The sequence below is a fragment of the Cyclobacterium sp. 10D3-21 genome (genome assembly GCF_055809755.1).
Window position 1 is genome coordinate 2,025,356 of record NZ_CM147924.1, and the last position, 16,367, is coordinate 2,041,722.

A 16,367-nucleotide genomic window follows, 5' to 3' on the forward strand; every position below is an offset into this window, starting at 1 on the left:
CTTTAAACAATCGGATCTCGTTTGGTATTAAAATTTTTGTAAACAGCAAATAATAAGGATAGGACTAAAAGGTATTGAACAACCACAGATAGTAACTCCCATCGATAATAAGCAGTAGGTTCAAATCGCATCTCTACCTGATGTTCTCCTGCTGGTAGCATAAGGCCTCTCAATAGGTAATTGACACGTAAAATTGGTATTTCTTGCCCATCTATAAAAGCTTTCCATCCCTTAGGGTAATAAATTTCGGAAAATACAGCCAGGCCGGATTTTTCTACCGAAGCATTGTAGGTCAAAACATCTGGAGAATAATTGTCCAATGAAATAGCGCCTTTTCCAGTACTTATGGTTTCATTAGCGTTGTCTGGAGCATTGAAGGTGGCGGTCAATTTGGTGTTTATTTTTGATAGGGCCTCGATCTCCTCCTCATTTGTTTTTGTCCCTTCTATGCTTTCCGGGAACCAAGCTGGTCCATTTGCCTCAGGGTTAAGAAAAACGGCATTTTCAGCCCTTCCTGCCATAAGGTATTTCGTGTTCAGCATGTTCAATGCCTGAATGCCTTCATAATCAAAATTCCCTTCCTGAGCTTTTTTTACAAAAGTGGTGATTTCGGTACTAAGGATTCTGTCAATCAGGTCATTGTACCTACTCATTTTGGCTCCATGGTAACCCCCTATGCTGTTGAATCGATAGCTTGTTCGGGCATCATTGAAGGGATTCTGTAGGTTCAATACACGGAAATAATCTTTGTCAGCACTTATTTTATTGTCAGCAGGAGTTGCTGCAAAATGTTGTTCGCTAGGATCCTCAGTAAAGCTATCCTTGTCCAGGTATCGGCTATTGACTCCCCACAGGTCTATCAGTAACAATGCACCAATGCCTAAAACAGCATAAGTAATTTTTAATTTATTGTAAAGGACAAGTCCTATGAGCACCGCAGAAATCACAATAAAAATCCCAGACCGCATCGCGTCAGACACAAGCATGCTTTTTCGATCGGATTTTAGGGCGGCCATTAGCCAGTCAGGATATCCTGAATTAGGAGTGGAAGATTGGTATCCTGCCCAGGAAGCGAAGGTAATCCCGAGTACTATCAAGCCCAGGGTAATGCCTGTACCTATAAGGAAGGATTTTTTGGTTTTCTTTTCCCTTGTTTTACTCAAAACATTTTCAAGCCCTATGGCACCAAATAGAGGGATCACAAATAGTGTCATACCCAATGCCATGGAAACAGCCCTGAACTTATTGTAACCAGGTAAATAGTCAAATATTGTATAATTAAACCAAGCTAGGTTTTTTCCCCAGGAAAGCATTAGGGTCAATAAGGTCATGGACAGAAAAACGTTTCTGTACAAAGGTGGAGCAAAGATTATCCCTAAAACGAACAAGAATATCATGACAGCACCTCCATACATCGGGCCACCAGTAAAAGGTTGGTCACCCCAATAGGTGGGTGCACCATTGATAAATTGATTGACTTGCGCATTGTCAACCCCATTGGCACGAAGTGCTTTCTCAGAAGCTGAATTTTTAGGAACAGCTTCTTGGGAAGCACCTCCAAAATAGTTGGGGATTAACAGGGTAAAAGTTTCAAGCTTTCCATTGGACCAATTGAAGGCATAGTCTTTGTCAAGGCCAGAATCGTTTTGATTTATTGCAGGAAGGTTACGTTCACCGCGGATAGAATAGGTTCCATATTCCAAAACCGAACTTAATCTGGCGGTATGTCCCATCACTCCTATTACGGCAGCCAGTAACAACATGCCGGTAACTTTGGCAAAAGCTGGCAACTGTTGTTGCTTGTAAGCTAGTACCAATTGACCAATTCCATACACAATAACCAATAATAGGGTGTAATAGGTGATTTGCAGGTGATTGAATTTTAATTGAAGCAATACAGCAAATGCCGTTAGTAAAACGCCAAGTAGCTTTTTATTGTTGTATGCCAGATGCACACCTGCCAATAATAAAGGAACAACGCAGACTGCCCAGATTTTGGCATTGTGTCCTGCCTCAAGGCTGAGGAAATTAAAGGTATTGAAGGCAAATGCCCAGGCGCCTACCAGCGCAATAACAGGTCGAACCTTGAAACAGAGCAGTAAAATGTACATGGAGACCATCCCAAAGAAAAGAGCACTTATAGGATGGGGAAGTCCCAAGGTTAATACTTTAATCAGGGTGTTGGTTATGTCTCCTTTAGGTGCCAGATGAATTAGGTAAGCTGGCATTCCGCCAAACATACGGTTGGTCCACAGGGCTTCTTCACCTGTGTTTTCCCTATAGTCTAACAGTTCTTTGGCAGAACCTTCCCATTGAAGGATGTCTGACTGGAACATCATTTTCCCCTCAAATACAATCGGAGAAAAATAGAGAACAACGATCAGGTAAAAGGAAGAAATCGCTAAAAAATGGGGCAATACATCTGCTTTCAAATCAAACTTCATGGTCTAATCGTCTGGAATTAAGTTAGGTTTAAATTGAACTCGGATTGTGCAATAGTTGGTTTATTACGAGATGATCCACTGCAGTGGACAAAATCAGCTGCTTCGTCGCTGATTTCGGCCCCGCTAAAGCGGTGCTGCGCTTCAGTCTCCAAATAGCCTGATTCTCTTGTGATTTCACCACTTTCCCTGAGAAAGGTCAGGACAGGTTGGAGAAGTCAGGAACCCTATTACATAATCCGAATTGAATCTGCAAATTAGTAAAAAACGCCGGATTATCGTAGATGGACTGGGATGGATGGATGTTAAATTCAATTAATCTAATCAATGTGTGATGAATGTTTCTAAATTTAATTTCTTTGGATCGTTCTGTAGAAAATATAGGGTAGCTTATAGGGAAAGCAGGAGTAAGGTTTAGTGTGCCTTGATTTTGTAGCATGAATGGTACTGGTAGTGTCTAAGGTTGCTTCCAAGCTTATTATCATTAATCCTTTGAGTTTGGCTACACGGTTAAATCCTATCCAAATGTTGGGGCTTTGTGTATATTTTAATTGTTTTGTTTAATTATTGAATAAAATTCATCCCATTGTAATATTTCGTAGGATTTTCCTTTATTAAAAATGTTTTTTGCCATTGCTTGCCCTAGCACTTCTACTGGAATGCCTCGGTATTTCCGTAAACCTCCCACCAACAAGGGTTTCAGAAGAGGCCAAACTTTCAAGGTAATGGCTTGAGAAAGCCCATATCGATTGGTAGGCGTTAAAATCATAGAGGGTTGAAATATACTTAATCGATCAAAATTCAAGTCTTTTAAGGCTTCGACCAATTCCCCTTTTACTCTCAAATAGAAGGACCTAGATTTTGGATGAATACCAACAGAAGCCAATAATTCAAAATGTTTAATCCCTGCCTTTTTGCAGGCTATGGCGAAATCTAAAACAGCCTTTTTATCAATTTTTATAAATTCTTCTTTGCTTATTTTGGAAGGTTCACCTACACCTAAAGTGCAAATTGCACTGCTGTGATCAGATAAGAATTCCTGGTAAGAATGGGCATCACTGATGCTAATAATGTGTTGATGTACAAAATTAGCATCAATACCTAAAATGGTTTTTCTCCCAAGCAATGTTAATTGCGAAATGTTATTGAGAGAGAGAAGTGAGTTCAAGGCGGCTGTGCCAACGGCACCACTGGCACCTAGCATTACTATCGATTGTTGGTTGGGTTTTGTCGTCATCGCGTATTTTTATTCAATTTGATTTTATTATGGAAAACAATCTTCAGACACAATTAGGGCGAGGTTCACTAATTCTCTTAATGATTAGGGTTAAAAACCTTAATGGAATATTACAAAGCAATCCATTTTTCTTATTTCTATAAGGTCAGTGAAAAATAATATTTTTATAGATTTGCTTCGACCTAAGTTAACTACATTACCTTACTTATCAATTTCTTCAAATCGAAGTTTAACGGTTTTATTCCGTTAAAACTTATCTAAACGGTTCCGGAAGGTGAGTAGGGTGTTCAAGGTGATCAAGGTAATCCCGGCACGGCCAATGTGATTTATTCTGATTGGATAACATCCAAAAGCAATTTATGGAGTCAACCTATTTCTTATATTAATGTAAACCGAAGGAGGTATAGGATATCAGCTGCTGATTTGACCGAAAATATCTTGAATACTGGTATTATAATGGTTTACATAAGGAATGCAGGTCCAAAACAAGCTTATCCTCTGCCGCTTACGAGGGCTATAAATATAAGTACTCATCAAGTAATGGCCTTTGATGCCGCTATTGGATTCATGATGGTAAATTTTTATAATTTAGACAATACTGATGATCCAGGGGTGCCATCTGAATCATGGGACTACATGTATGTTTTCATACCTGGCGGCATGCCTGCCTCGGCCAGCAGGATAGCCAATATAGATCTTTTAGGTTTCGAAGAAGTTAAGCTGGAGTATAATATTCCTGATTGATTTTTTTATAAAAAGGTACCTGAGTTCTTCAGGTACCTTTTTATTCATTATTATGCTTTCTTTGTAGACCCTGCTATTTAGGTCAATCCTATTCACTTTTCAGCTTCTTAATGCTTCCATCTCTTTTATTAAAAAGTTAATTTTTTTGTCTCGGCGATAGTTTGTCTGTTTGTAACCAATTTCAAAAATAGCCAAAGCAAGAAGGGCGATCATTGGTAAAAGTAAAAATAAAGTCAGACTGGGCAAGTTTAGCGCATCAATTCCAAATATTTCACCAATGGTCTTTGATTGATTATTAAAATAGGTATACACTAGCATAGGGAAAAATATTATTGCCACGCTTGATATTGCTAGGTTTTTATTGAAGTTGGTGATTTCATACAATTTCTTTCTTACAGCAACTAAATAATCATAGCAGCTGTCACCATAACTAATCGTTTTTAATGATTTGATTTGCCTAATACCAATATAAAACCAGAGAAGGCAAGGCAGTGCACACATTACGCCCCAAAAAGCACTGTTTTCATTGTCCAGCCATAGGTTAAAAAAGAATTGTGCAAATGCCAAAGGAATTAAAATCCAGACTTCCACTTTAATACTCCTCAGAAGTTTATCGATCAAGAGGGTGGATTTTCGATTGTAAAAATCATTTAGTTTTGGCGTTAACGATGATTTTTCATTTAAGAATCCGTCCTCCCATATTTTTTCAAGTGTTTGATTCATAGCTGTTGGATTTTGTGTTATTTGTGTATTTCTATCTTGTTTTTCAGTAATTTTTTTAACTGGGACTTAATACGTTGCACCCTTACCGCTATATTTTTAGCATTGGAGTCCAATATGGTTGCGATTTCTTTGTAGGGTTTTTTTTCTAGGTAAAGTAGAATTATCGTCCGATCTATTTCGGAAAGCTTTTTTATGGCAGCATATAGTTCATTTAAATCTTCGTCACTATAAACCTGTTGATCTTCAGCCGACTCATTTAGGGCTGCCTCAGTAACAATAACTTTTCTTGTTTTTTGATCTTGTTTGAGTTGCGTGAGGCAGACGTTTAAGGATAACCTATATACCCATGTTGACCACTCAGATTTACCCTGATAATTGTCTCTACTTCGCCAAATCTGTAAGCAAACCTCCTGATAGTAATCCTCAAAGTCAGCTTGAGAATTGGTGTATAGTCTGCACATCTTTGAAATGATGGCTGCATAAGGCAAAATTCTTGAAATATAAAACGTGTGGCTCAAAGTATCTTTTTCTTTATTAGTGGCGATACTTTGGAAATATAACAACCTGTCATGGAATTTTTAAAAAATAGCTCTGATTCACCTTAACCATTTTTAGATTAAATAGGCGTTTAATGGATAGGGAGAAAGTCGTTACTTTCGTTGTCAGTACTAAGGTCTAATTTTCCTCTAGTATTTTAAAGAGAGTTCTTGGATCATCAGTGTAGATCCTGTCAACGCCTATGTCCAAAAGGGTTTTCATGGTGCTTGGTTCATTTACAGTCCATGCCCCGACTTCAAAACCGGCTTCATGTACCTTATCCACCTTTGTTTTAGTAATTCCTTTATGGTTGATTACAATAGATTCGAACCCTTCTTTTAGTGCAATTTCAATGTCTTCATCAATATCCGAGTCGGCTGGGCGATCCCAAAACACGGGAATTGCTTTTACTTCTTTCTTTACCTCTTTCATTTTACTCAAACTTCCATCGTTAAAACCAACCCATGCTTCTGCCTTAAGTTTTTTGATTATATCAATGGCTTCCTTGACACAATCTGATTTGGGCTGAATCGATAAGCGGGTCCTGTTTTGTTGCATTACCAAATGGATAATGTCTGAAAGTAAAGGCATTCTTTCAGGCGGACAATCATTTAATGTGAGGTTTTTACGAACCCGGAATTCATGGGCTACATCTATTGATTTCAAGGCTTCATAATTGTTCTCCGATATCAGGAGATCCTTGTTACTGACTCTGCTAGTATTTGCATCATGGGTAACTACTAGTTGTCCATCCTTTGTCTTGAATAGGTCAAGCTCGATCCAGTCTACTCCAAGGGAAATTGCACTCTTGAAAGCAGGAATGGTATTCTCCGGGTATTCACCAGAATTGCCTCTGTGTGCCGTGACACCATTGTGTGCGAAATTGCTATCACTTGAAGCCCCACAACTTACTAAGGTGCTTATTGCCAAGATAAAAAAACAATCTATCCCATTTTTCAAGGCATTAACAGATAGTAAGGCAATAGCGCTTGTATAAATGATAGCATTTTTGGGTTTTTGAGAGTTAATTTGATCTATTTAATTTATTAACATGTTACTCCTAAGGGATTTCGGTCTTAGCTCCAGCTTAATAAGCGTTTTAACTAGAGAAAAACAATAAATCAAGTCTGTTTGGGTAAGTTTGTATGTATTTTCGGGACTTCACAATCAAATTAAGACCATGTAAAGAAACAAAGACAGCAAGCAAAACTTCTGCTTCGAATGAACTTCTAATCTAGTGGTATTTTAATGTTTTTAAAAGAATTTGTTGGTTGCTCATTCGAAATGCGGATAAACGGTCGAGGTAAATGAGCCAAAAACCATTGAAGTGGTCATAAACAAATACTTATTTTTAAAGTAAGACTTCGAATGACAGAAAGGGAGTAAAAAATATTTGTTTACCTATAATTTAAAATCTTCTCTGCTCGCGCTGCTTGAGCCATTTGTTGTTGAGGTAGTACCCCAAGGAAATCTCATGGCTGTTATTGGTATAATTGCTCTTACTGTTTAAATTGAAATCATAGGCATAGCCCATCCGGAGTTCATCCGTAATAAAGATGTCAAATAGCAAAGCAAGGGCAGTTCTGTTTCCAGATATTTCAGAAATGGTTGCCTGGTTTTTAGTTAATCCTGATCGGAAAGAAGCGCCTATCCAATAGTTTTCTTGCAATAAAAACATTGCATTGATGTCATAACTGGTGGGACCATTTAAATCTTCACGGACAAGAATGGAAGGTTTAAAGTATACCTCCCTCGTAAAAGGGAATAAAGCTCCCAATTGAAAATAAAAGTGGGGATTGTGGGTTGCCACAGCTAGGTTTTTATTCTCTAAAATGTTTTGTCCGACTAAATTATAGGCACTTAAACCTGTGAAAAAGACAGGCGTGTGAAAGAATATTCCCAGATTTAAATTGGGCGTAAAGGCATTGATCCTGCCTTGAGGGATTCCAGGATCACTAGGGTCATCAGGTCGAAACTGACTTGCATCAAGGCCATAAGAAGTGAAACCCGAACTGACACCCAAGCCTAAAAAGCTTTCATAGGAGAGCTGGACATTGTAAGAATAGGTAAGTAACAGAGATTGTATATCACTGGCCCCAAACTGGTCTGAATTAATATTGAGACCGAAACCCATGCTTTGCTCCAAATTGGCCATGTCTGCCGAAATTGAAAAAGTCTGGGGGGCTCCTTCAAAACCACTAAACTGACTTCTATAGGTGGCCTGCACAAATGGATCTATTTTATATCCCGCATAAGCAGGGTTTACATGCATTGCATTGAATATATATTGGCTGTATTGAGGCAATTGTTGGCCATGCGCACCTGTCAATGTGACAAATACACCCAAAATAAAAAGAATGCTATTTAATTTTTTTGGCTTCATAATTTACTTTATCACCTGTATCCAGCCCTTGTATTGTTTTTCTTTCTTGGCAACATCAACCCCTGTTACCTGATAGTAATAGGTGCCAGCCAATAAACCTTCTGCATACCAGTCATTCTGGTAATCCTTTGAAGCGTACACGATGTCACCCCAGCGATTATAGAGGATTAATTCCACTCGCTCAAATCGATGGGATGCTCTGATTACTAAAGATTCATTTCTTCCATCACCATCTGGTTTGATGACATTTGGAATAAACAATGGCAAGATTGTTTTGACTTCAATGGAAGTGTTGTTTTCGGGTTTCACATCTATCCCATCGGCACTTACTTCAGCCCTGTTGCTGATTCTTCCATCGCCAACGGGATTTACGGTCAAGGTGATTTGGAGTGTTGCACCAACCGCGAATTGTGGTATTTCCCAAACCAATAATCCTTCCTCCTGTGAGAAAATGGGTGATGAAAACAGCCCATCTGAGGTCAGTGTTGCATTCACATATTTCAATTCTGGAGGTAGAAAATCGACGATTCTAATGTTATCAGCAGGATCTGGGCCATTGTTACCTACGATTATTTGGTAGTCATAAGTGTTGCCATCATTTACTGCTGCGTTAGAGGAAGACTTTTGTATGCTCATGTCCATCATTTTGGGCCTTACCTGCAATTCCTCACTCCTTATCGTTTGGTTATAATTTTCAACACTGATGTTTATTTCATTTGTAAAGTTTCCGTCTCTGGTAGGCATAATCGATAAGAGTAGCACAATAGATTCCTCCGGACCGAGGCCAACGATTTCCCATGTATTGTTTGGGCTTAATTCAGGGCTGGCCGACAAGACCATCAATTCCTCCGGTAGAATTTCTGTGAGGATTATGTTTTCTAAGGCGAAAATACTGGTGTTTTTGATTTTGAAGGTATAGTTCACAATATCCCCTGGCAAGGCCTGGGTTCTATCAATCTTTTTTTCTGCCTCAAAGGAAATTCCAACAATAACAAGGGTGATATTTGCTTCACTGCAATTATCAGGCACTTCTTTTTGACAAATGCTGTACCGGATGATATAGGTTTCAGGAGCGATATCGCCTGGTAGGGAAAGATTGCCGTTTTCATCCAATTGGTAATCCAGTTCGATGCTATTTCCTTCTTTATCTCTGATATACAGGACACTAATAATGCTGTTTTCAGGTAAGATAGGTTTGTCTTTAAGGCTGTCATTCAACAATATCGATGGCAATATAAGAGATTCATAATTTTTTAGCGGACCAAAGAAATCATCATTTGCCACAATGGGAGCAACCTGGACGGTGATTGTAACGGCATTACTTACGAAATCACCACAGAAAGCATCTGAGGTAGTTCTTCTGAAGCTTGTCGTTTCTAATAATGGTGAAGGGGAATAATTCTCTCCCTCTGCTCCATCGATAAGCTCCCAGTCGGTAGAACTTGTTTTTACTTCCCAGAAATAGGTAGTATTACTGGACCCACCCTGTGGCTTAGTACCTGTGATTTTTTCCGGTGTTTCCATTTGGAACAAAGTCTGTTCGCCTGAAATGGTGTTGTCTTTTACTTCTGAATAGATGAAAACTTTTACCGCCAATCTTTCATCAGAAAGACAGGTGCCGTTGGACTGAGTAGCATAATATGTTGTCTCATTTTGGAGTTTTGTCTCTGGAGGGAGTATTGCTTCTCCGAATGGAGACAAGTGCCATTGGATATTTACACCTTCCACTTCCAGGTCACTTAAGGTGTATTCACCAGGGCTACAAAATTCTTGAATAGGACTGCCTTGTGGGGCTTCTGGAACTTGAGCAAGATTTATAGTCACTGTGGTACTTCTTTCTCCCGAGCAGATACCTGTGATTTTGTAATCAAAAGTATAAACCCCAGGTTCCACTTCGGATGAAGACCAGGTGTTCTCAAACAGCCCACCACTGTTACTTGTTTCGCTCCAAGTTCCATAGTTGTCATATGGGCCTTCCAAAAAATCAAATAAGTTTACAAATTCCCCTTTACAAACATCCACCTCTTGCCCTTCACCAGGTTTAGGGTTAAGGCTTGACTCGTCCATTATAAATTCAAGGGTTCTATTGACACATGACTCAGGATTCGAATCGCTAATTCGCACATAATAGGTTCCTGAATTTATGGCCAAATTGAAGGGGGAAAATTCAAGTCGAGGGCCAGTGCTCAGAATAATGTCGGGTGCATCATCTTTGTACCATTCAAATTGAAGGAAATCCAGGTTTTTAACTAAAAGGGCACCATTTTCTCCGTCGCAGAGATTTTCAGGAATGATAATAGGAAGATTTTCTCCTCTTACCTGAACAGTGGTGTTGGTCAGGTTTCCACAGGCATCCTCCAATTGAAGTTTATACCTCCCAGATTCCAATCCTTTAAACAATGGGTTTTCGCCATTGTCGATAACAAATGGTAGGCCATCCTTTTCTACGATTTTATAAGTAATTGGGGAATACCCATCTGCGTTTACCGACAGTTCATAACTGTCACCACTGCATTTAAATGTATTGATGCTATTGAAAACACTTTTTGCTTTGATATCAAATGTTTTTAAAGTTTCCAAACAATAAGTAATTTCTGACCGTTTTATAAGCATGTCTTCCCCATTCTTCCAAATTCTGTAAGACTTTACCAACCTCAATTTACCAGTGTAATTTAGGTTAATATTTGAAGCACCATTGATCAATAATACTGCATTCTCATCGCTTAACTCATCTTCAGGATTGTATATTTCTCCTGTTCCCGGATGGGTCCAATTACCTGTAGATGGGTCAAACTTTTGGATACCAAAGAGAGGAAGCTGACGAGTATTCAAGTTATCTGAATGATTTAAATAAAGGTTAAAAGCACCGCAGTTTTCTGTTATATCAATTTCATTTTCAGTTATTTTAACTCCATCTATTGTCACCTTGGTAAGGTGTGTGGTTTTACAGCTGGTAGATGAGGTGAATTCATATTCTCCTTCTGGGAGGTTATTAATGTAAAATCTCCGTTGATCCTCATTTCTAATGTTTTTTGTAAAATCAATAGGTAGAGTTTCAGTGAATGAGGCAGGTGCCTTTGTCATTTCCACCTTTTCAAAGTAGAAATCATAGCTGTTTAATTGAACGGAGCCCGTGCCTGGCCCGCAACCTGGAAAGACGGTAGATGTTGGGCCACCTAATTTATCCAAATAGGTTTTTGAAATACTTGCAGAATTCCCACAAGCATCCATCAAGGTAAAGGCATAATTTCCAGTTGGAATAGGCATTTCAATAGACCCTATAGAAATATTGTCTTCGTAGTAGGGGCCAGGGTACTGTGAATTAAAAGCTACAGGATCAAATCCTGCGGGAAAGTCAGTAAAATTAATGGTATACGGGGCCACAAAATTAGAAGGAGTAACGGAAAGTCGCCTTTTTCCGCACAATCCCGCACCCCATAACAGGTCTTTGGAGATGGTCAATTTCCGGTTGATTGATTGTCCTGTCAATGTGGAGGATTGTCCACAATTGTCTGTAACAGTCAAGTCGTAGGTGTACGCTTGGTCGTGAAAAAAAGCGATGTCACCAAAGATTATGTTTTCCTTGGGATCTCCATTTGGTATTTCAATATTGGTTTCTTCTACGGCACCTCCGGGGGTATAAACCATATATTTCACCTTAAGGGGGTAGGGGATATCAGGTCCAATAGATTTAATAAGGTGACCGACGCTAATTTTACCACAAGATTTTAATTCATTTTTAAACTGTTGAAATTCGTTATCGATAACAAAATTATCTTCCTGAATTTCAATGGATTGTGAAAGCCGGTCTCCACATTCGTCTGTAACGATGATGGTATATGGTCCTGCTTCAAGGTCTTCGAATACCGGACTTTCCTGTACAGGCCTTTGTGAGGGTCCTTGCAATTGAAAACTGGTAGGTTTGCCTGAATTTACTACCACTTCAATACTCCCTAGTGCGTTTTTACACAGGCTTTTGGAAAGCACTGTATAGGACAAGGGTTGGAAAACTGTATTTAGGGTTATTTCAGATGAAACTTCCTTTGGAATGTTATCAACGGTATAATTAGCGGTAACTTTATAAGCTCCTTTTTCTAATCCTTCAAAAACGCCATTTTGGTTTGTAGAAAGGGGGATTTCTCCAGGAAGCACAAATAAGTTGTAGGCTAAATTCCCCGAATTGTTTACGTTCTCAAGCAATGCTGTGATAACCCCATTTCCAGAACAGGAAGGATCTACCTTTTCAAGGCTCAATGAAGGGTTTGATTGTGCCGATAAACTGGATTGAAAACCATTTCCTATCAGGCTCAAAAAAACCATAATCACTTTTATATAATGTGAATAGGTGAATTTTTGAATTTTCATTAACACTGGTTTTACCTACAATACCAAAAAGATTGGCAGTTATCCATTTGATTTACTTCTAATATTTTAACTCGAAATTCTTAAAACTGTTGTGTGATTTTATGGAATCGCTTTAAAATCAGCAACTTCTTTTTTGCTGCCAGGTTTTGTGATTGCAATGCTTCACTGAACAATTGAAACAGCTTAATTTTAGTGTGACTGCACCAGCCATGAGAGAAGTCAGTACTGGTAAATACGAACCCTTTTACATAAGACAGATATATACGGGAAAAAAATTTAATCAGATTACTTTGCTTAAAGATTAAATAATTCTCACCCCACTTTAATTTTAAGCGCATTGCAATTCGTGGCAAATAATTTGAATTAATTGTTAAGGTACCTTGCAATTTTAAGGCCAACTATAAAAAAAATAGAGGGTGTTAAGCATAAAAAATGGTATACTATATTGAGTAATATAGTATTAGTTAGTGGTTAATTGGGTTTAATCTACTGTGTCAGTGTTTATATAGCCTGCAATACTAGAATGGTCCAAAGATTGTACTATGGCTTTAAGAAGAGTAAGTACAAATTTGTCTTTTATCTTGGATTCAAGAAATGTAGGGCCATAGATGGTTTGAGATCTAAGCAATACAGTCATGATTTTACCAAGCGTAACTGTATCTAAACCTGCTAACAAAGACGGGTTCTGATAATACCTTTCGGCTTCAGTTTTCCATGACAGCCAATCGAAAAGCGGAACTAATCTTAGCTTCAATACAGCGTCTAATAATTTAACATGTATTCCATTTAATCCAATAGCATTAAGTGTGATGTCACTTAAATCATGGATTCCGAGGAATTTTTCTGTTTTGTAAAACCTTAATTCCATTTCTTGGATAAGGTTGATCAATGGCATTAGTTTCCTTCCATCAAGGCTGCTACAATGGTCAGAAAAATTTCCGATAGGAATAAAAAGCGGGATTTGGTCTTTCATCATTATTTATGTTTTTTTGATTAACTAATAATAATTTAAATTGTAAATATTTGATACTGTTTTATTTGAATTTGTAAGTAACGACATTTTTTTGATCAATAAAATACCCTGATCAGGGTATTTTTATATGCTAAATGCAACATTTTGTCTTTAATATCCAGAAAATAAATGCCCCATAATTTGCTGCGTACTTTACAAACCTTTTATAAAATGTACGTATTCTTTTGGGGATTTAGACTGACTTGCTTAAAAAAAATGGCTATTTTTGTTGATTCAAAACAAAAATGACATGTTCGATAATCTCAGTTTTAAATTAGACAGAGCCTTTAAAACTTTAAAAGGTACGGGGAAGATTACAGAAATAAATGTAGCTACCACGGTAAAAGAAATTAGGAGAGCACTGATCGACGCTGACGTGAATTATAAGGTAGCCAAAGAGGTTACTGACAAGATCAAGGAGGAAGCCTTGGGAAGGGATGTGTTGATCGCCGTTTCCCCAGGACAGTTACTAATTAAAATCACGCAGGAAGAGTTGACCCAGTTAATGGGGGGCGCAAAGGAGGAAATTAGCTTAAAAGGAGATCCTTCCATTATTTTAATTTCAGGATTACAGGGTTCTGGTAAAACTACCTTTTCAGGAAAGTTGGGAACCTACTTGAAAAAGCAAGGCCGTCAAGTTCTACTAGTTGCATGTGATATTTATCGGCCTGCAGCCATCGAGCAACTTAAATCGCTTGGTGAACAAATCGGAATTGAAGTATACGCTGAACCTGGCAATCAAAACGCATTAGAAATAGCTACCAATGCTGTAGAATATGCCAAGAAAACAGGCAAAAAGACGGTTATCGTAGATACTGCGGGTCGTCTGGCAGTAGATGAGGTGATGATGAATGAGATTTCAGCCTTGAAAGAAAGTCTGAAACCTTCAGAAACCTTATTCGTGGTCGATTCGATGACTGGTCAGGATGCAGTCAATACTGCAAAAACTTTCGATGAAAGGTTGGATTTTGATGGAGTTGTGCTTACCAAATTAGATGGAGACAGTAGGGGTGGTGCCGCAATTTCAATACGTCACGTTGTAAATAAACCTATCAAGTTTATTTCAACAGGTGAAAAGATGGAAAATCTTGACCTGTTTTATCCCGATCGTATGGCTCAAAGGATTTTGGGTATGGGTGATGTGGTTTCGTTGGTAGAAAAAGCACAGCAATCATTTGATGAAGATGAAGCGAAACGCCTGAATGCCAAAATAAGGAAAAACCAATTTGATTTTGATGACTTCCTATCTCAACTTGATCAAATTAAGAAGATGGGGAACATCAAGGACCTATTGGGAATGATTCCTGGAATGGGAAAAGCCATAAAAGGCCTGGATATTGATGATGAATCTTTTATTCCTATAGAAGCAATCATTAGAAGTATGACTCCACAGGAAAGAGGAAATCCTTCACTTATAGACGGTAGCAGAAGGAAAAGAATCGCAAATGGTAGTGGAAGAACCATACAAGAAGTCAATAACCTCATGAAACAGTTTGCTGACATGAGAAAAATGATGAAGCAAATGAATAAAATGGGAGGAGCCCAAAAAGCTTTGGGTGCACTTGGCGGAAATATGAAAAGACGTTGAGGGTGAAAATTAGAACTCAGAAATTGACATAAAAAAAGGCTGCAAAACGAATGATTTTGCAGCCTTTTTTTAATTAATATTCAAAGTAAAATATCAATCCAATTGGAGAAAATAAAAAAGCAGTGCCATTGGCACTGCTTTGATTTAATCGTATAACTGAGTTTAGTAATTACTTCTTATTATAAGTAACAGACTTTACTGCATCAATAGTCCTTTTTACATTAGGCAATGTAACTTCAATATAAGTAGGTGAATAACTCAAAGGTATATCCATAGAGTTTACCCTTATTACAGGAGCGTCAAGGTAATCAAAAGCTTGTTTTTGAATGTTATAAGCGATGTCTGCAGATAAGCCAGCAACTGGGTTGGCCTCTTCGACAATTACGCACCTATTGGTTTTCTTTACAGATTCAATTACAGTTGGGTAATCAATTGGTTTGACCGTTCTCAGGTCAATTACCTCAGCATGAATATTGTCCTTGGCCAATTCATCGGCAGCTGCATAAGCTACTTTCATCATTTTGCCAAAAGAAACAATTGTGACATCATCTCCTTTTCTTTTGATCTCTGCAACGCCTATAGGCAATAAGTACTCCCCTTCAGGAACCTCACCTTTATCACTATACATCACTTCCGACTCCATGAAGATAACAGGATTGTTATCTCGAATAGAAGCCTTTAGCAAGCCTTTGGCATCATATGGGTTTGATGGAATAACTACCTTTAATCCAGGCGTATTGGCAAACCAGTTTTCGAAATTAGAGGAGTGGGTGGCACCCAATTGACCTGCATTCCCTGTCGGTCCCCGAAAAACAATGGGAACACTGTATTGGCCTCCGGACATGGCCAGCATTTTAGCTGCTGAATTGACCAATTGATCCATTGCTACCAATGAGAAGTTAAATGTCATAAACTCTATTATGGGCCTCAGACCATTCATTGCGGCACCTACACCAAGACCTGAAAATCCAAGTTCCGAAATAGGAGTGTCAATTACTCGGTCAGGTCCAAATTCATCCAGCATTCCCTGGCTGGCTTTGTACGCACCGTTGTATTCAGCAACTTCTTCTCCCATAAGAAACACATTTTTGTCGCGTCTCATTTCTTCGGTCATAGCATCCCGAATGGCATCTCTGAATTGTATTTCTTTCATTTATATACAAAATTTTCTATCCTCGTAAAAATAGAAAGGAATCTTTCAATTACCAAGTTTGCAATCTTTTTAAGGTCGTTTTCTTGTGATTTTAAATCTCGATCAACAGACTTTATCGTTATTAACGAAACTTGGGGGGATTAAAAAAGAATTTGAAAGACTTTTACTTATGCCCATGAAAAAA

General features: G+C 38.3%; 11 protein-coding genes. 2 read left to right on the forward strand and 9 right to left on the reverse strand.

The window, feature by feature from the left end; genetic code table 11:
- Nucleotides 1–2 precede the first annotated feature (2 nt).
- Nucleotides 3–2,444: a YfhO family protein gene (locus tag AC0L7T_RS08270; protein ID WP_473342075.1), complete on the reverse strand. Its 2,442-nt coding sequence runs from the start codon at nt 2,442–2,444 to the stop codon at nt 3–5.
- Between the two features lie 544 nt (nt 2,445–2,988).
- The gene (locus AC0L7T_RS08275) at nt 2,989–3,678 is read right to left on the reverse strand and encodes a Rossmann-fold NAD(P)-binding domain-containing protein (protein ID WP_473342076.1); all 690 of its coding nucleotides are present in this window, start codon (nt 3,676–3,678) and stop codon (nt 2,989–2,991) included.
- 423 nt (nt 3,679–4,101) lie between these two features.
- Here AC0L7T_RS08275 and AC0L7T_RS08280 point away from each other — a divergent pair, with 423 nt between their 5' ends.
- Entirely contained in the window at nt 4,102–4,422 is a 321-nt protein-coding gene (locus tag AC0L7T_RS08280; protein ID WP_473342078.1) for a hypothetical protein, read from the forward strand.
- Nucleotides 4,423–4,521: 99 nt separating this feature from the next.
- Here AC0L7T_RS08280 and AC0L7T_RS08285 read toward each other — a convergent pair whose 3' ends face one another.
- The 6 genes from AC0L7T_RS08285 to AC0L7T_RS08310 form a co-directional block, all read right to left on the reverse strand.
- Nucleotides 4,522–5,043, reverse strand: coding sequence for a hypothetical protein (locus AC0L7T_RS08285; protein ID WP_473342079.1), 522 nt, complete (start codon nt 5,041–5,043; stop codon nt 4,522–4,524).
- A gap of 119 nt (nt 5,044–5,162) precedes the next feature.
- Nucleotides 5,163–5,606, reverse strand: a complete 444-nt coding sequence (locus AC0L7T_RS08290) for an RNA polymerase sigma factor (RefSeq protein ID WP_473342080.1) — start codon at nt 5,604–5,606, stop codon at nt 5,163–5,165.
- A 214-nt stretch (nt 5,607–5,820) separates the two neighbouring features.
- Nucleotides 5,821–6,612: a glycerophosphodiester phosphodiesterase gene (locus AC0L7T_RS08295; protein WP_473342082.1), complete on the reverse strand. Its 792-nt coding sequence runs from the start codon at nt 6,610–6,612 to the stop codon at nt 5,821–5,823.
- Between the two features lie 478 nt (nt 6,613–7,090).
- Nucleotides 7,091–8,065 carry a PorP/SprF family type IX secretion system membrane protein gene (locus tag AC0L7T_RS08300; protein ID WP_473342083.1) on the reverse strand — a complete coding sequence of 325 codons (975 nt, stop codon included), beginning with the start codon at nt 8,063–8,065 and terminating at the stop codon, nt 7,091–7,093.
- 3 nt (nt 8,066–8,068) lie between these two features.
- Nucleotides 8,069–12,430 (reverse strand): T9SS type B sorting domain-containing protein, encoded by a 4,362-nt coding sequence (locus AC0L7T_RS08305; protein WP_473342084.1) that lies wholly within the window; start codon nt 12,428–12,430, stop codon nt 8,069–8,071.
- Nucleotides 12,431–12,911: 481 nt separating this feature from the next.
- On the reverse strand, nt 12,912–13,406 hold the full coding sequence (locus AC0L7T_RS08310) for a DUF6508 domain-containing protein (RefSeq protein WP_473342085.1): 495 nt from the start codon (nt 13,404–13,406) through the stop codon (nt 12,912–12,914).
- A gap of 286 nt (nt 13,407–13,692) precedes the next feature.
- On the opposite strand from AC0L7T_RS08310, the gene ffh reads away from it, so the two are divergent.
- Nucleotides 13,693–15,030, forward strand: coding sequence for a signal recognition particle protein (ffh, locus tag AC0L7T_RS08315; RefSeq protein ID WP_473342086.1), 1,338 nt, complete (start codon nt 13,693–13,695; stop codon nt 15,028–15,030).
- 169 nt (nt 15,031–15,199) lie between these two features.
- Here the strand turns inward: ffh and AC0L7T_RS08320 are convergent, their stop codons facing one another.
- Nucleotides 15,200–16,183 carry a pyruvate dehydrogenase complex E1 component subunit beta gene (locus AC0L7T_RS08320; protein WP_473342087.1) on the reverse strand — a complete coding sequence of 328 codons (984 nt, stop codon included), beginning with the start codon at nt 16,181–16,183 and terminating at the stop codon, nt 15,200–15,202.
- Between the last annotated feature and the right edge of the window lie 184 nt (nt 16,184–16,367).

What these genes read in the sequence shown, in the direction of transcription:
- AC0L7T_RS08270 (WP_473342075.1), bottom strand. Translation starts at nt 2,444, where the DNA reads ATGAAGTTTGATTTGAAAGCAGATGTATTGCCCCATTTTTTAGCGATT.
- AC0L7T_RS08275 (WP_473342076.1), bottom strand. Translation starts at nt 3,678, where the DNA reads ATGACGACAAAACCCAACCAACAATCGATAGTAATGCTAGGTGCCAGT.
- AC0L7T_RS08290 (WP_473342080.1), bottom strand. Translation starts at nt 5,606, where the DNA reads ATGTGCAGACTATACACCAATTCTCAAGCTGACTTTGAGGATTACTAT.
- AC0L7T_RS08300 (WP_473342083.1), bottom strand. Translation starts at nt 8,065, where the DNA reads ATGAAGCCAAAAAAATTAAATAGCATTCTTTTTATTTTGGGTGTATTT.
- AC0L7T_RS08305 (WP_473342084.1), bottom strand. Translation starts at nt 12,430, where the DNA reads ATGAAAATTCAAAAATTCACCTATTCACATTATATAAAAGTGATTATG.
- AC0L7T_RS08310 (WP_473342085.1), bottom strand. Translation starts at nt 13,406, where the DNA reads ATGATGAAAGACCAAATCCCGCTTTTTATTCCTATCGGAAATTTTTCT.
- ffh (WP_473342086.1), top strand. Translation starts at nt 13,693, where the DNA reads ATGTTCGATAATCTCAGTTTTAAATTAGACAGAGCCTTTAAAACTTTA.
- AC0L7T_RS08320 (WP_473342087.1), bottom strand. Translation starts at nt 16,183, where the DNA reads ATGAAAGAAATACAATTCAGAGATGCCATTCGGGATGCTATGACCGAA.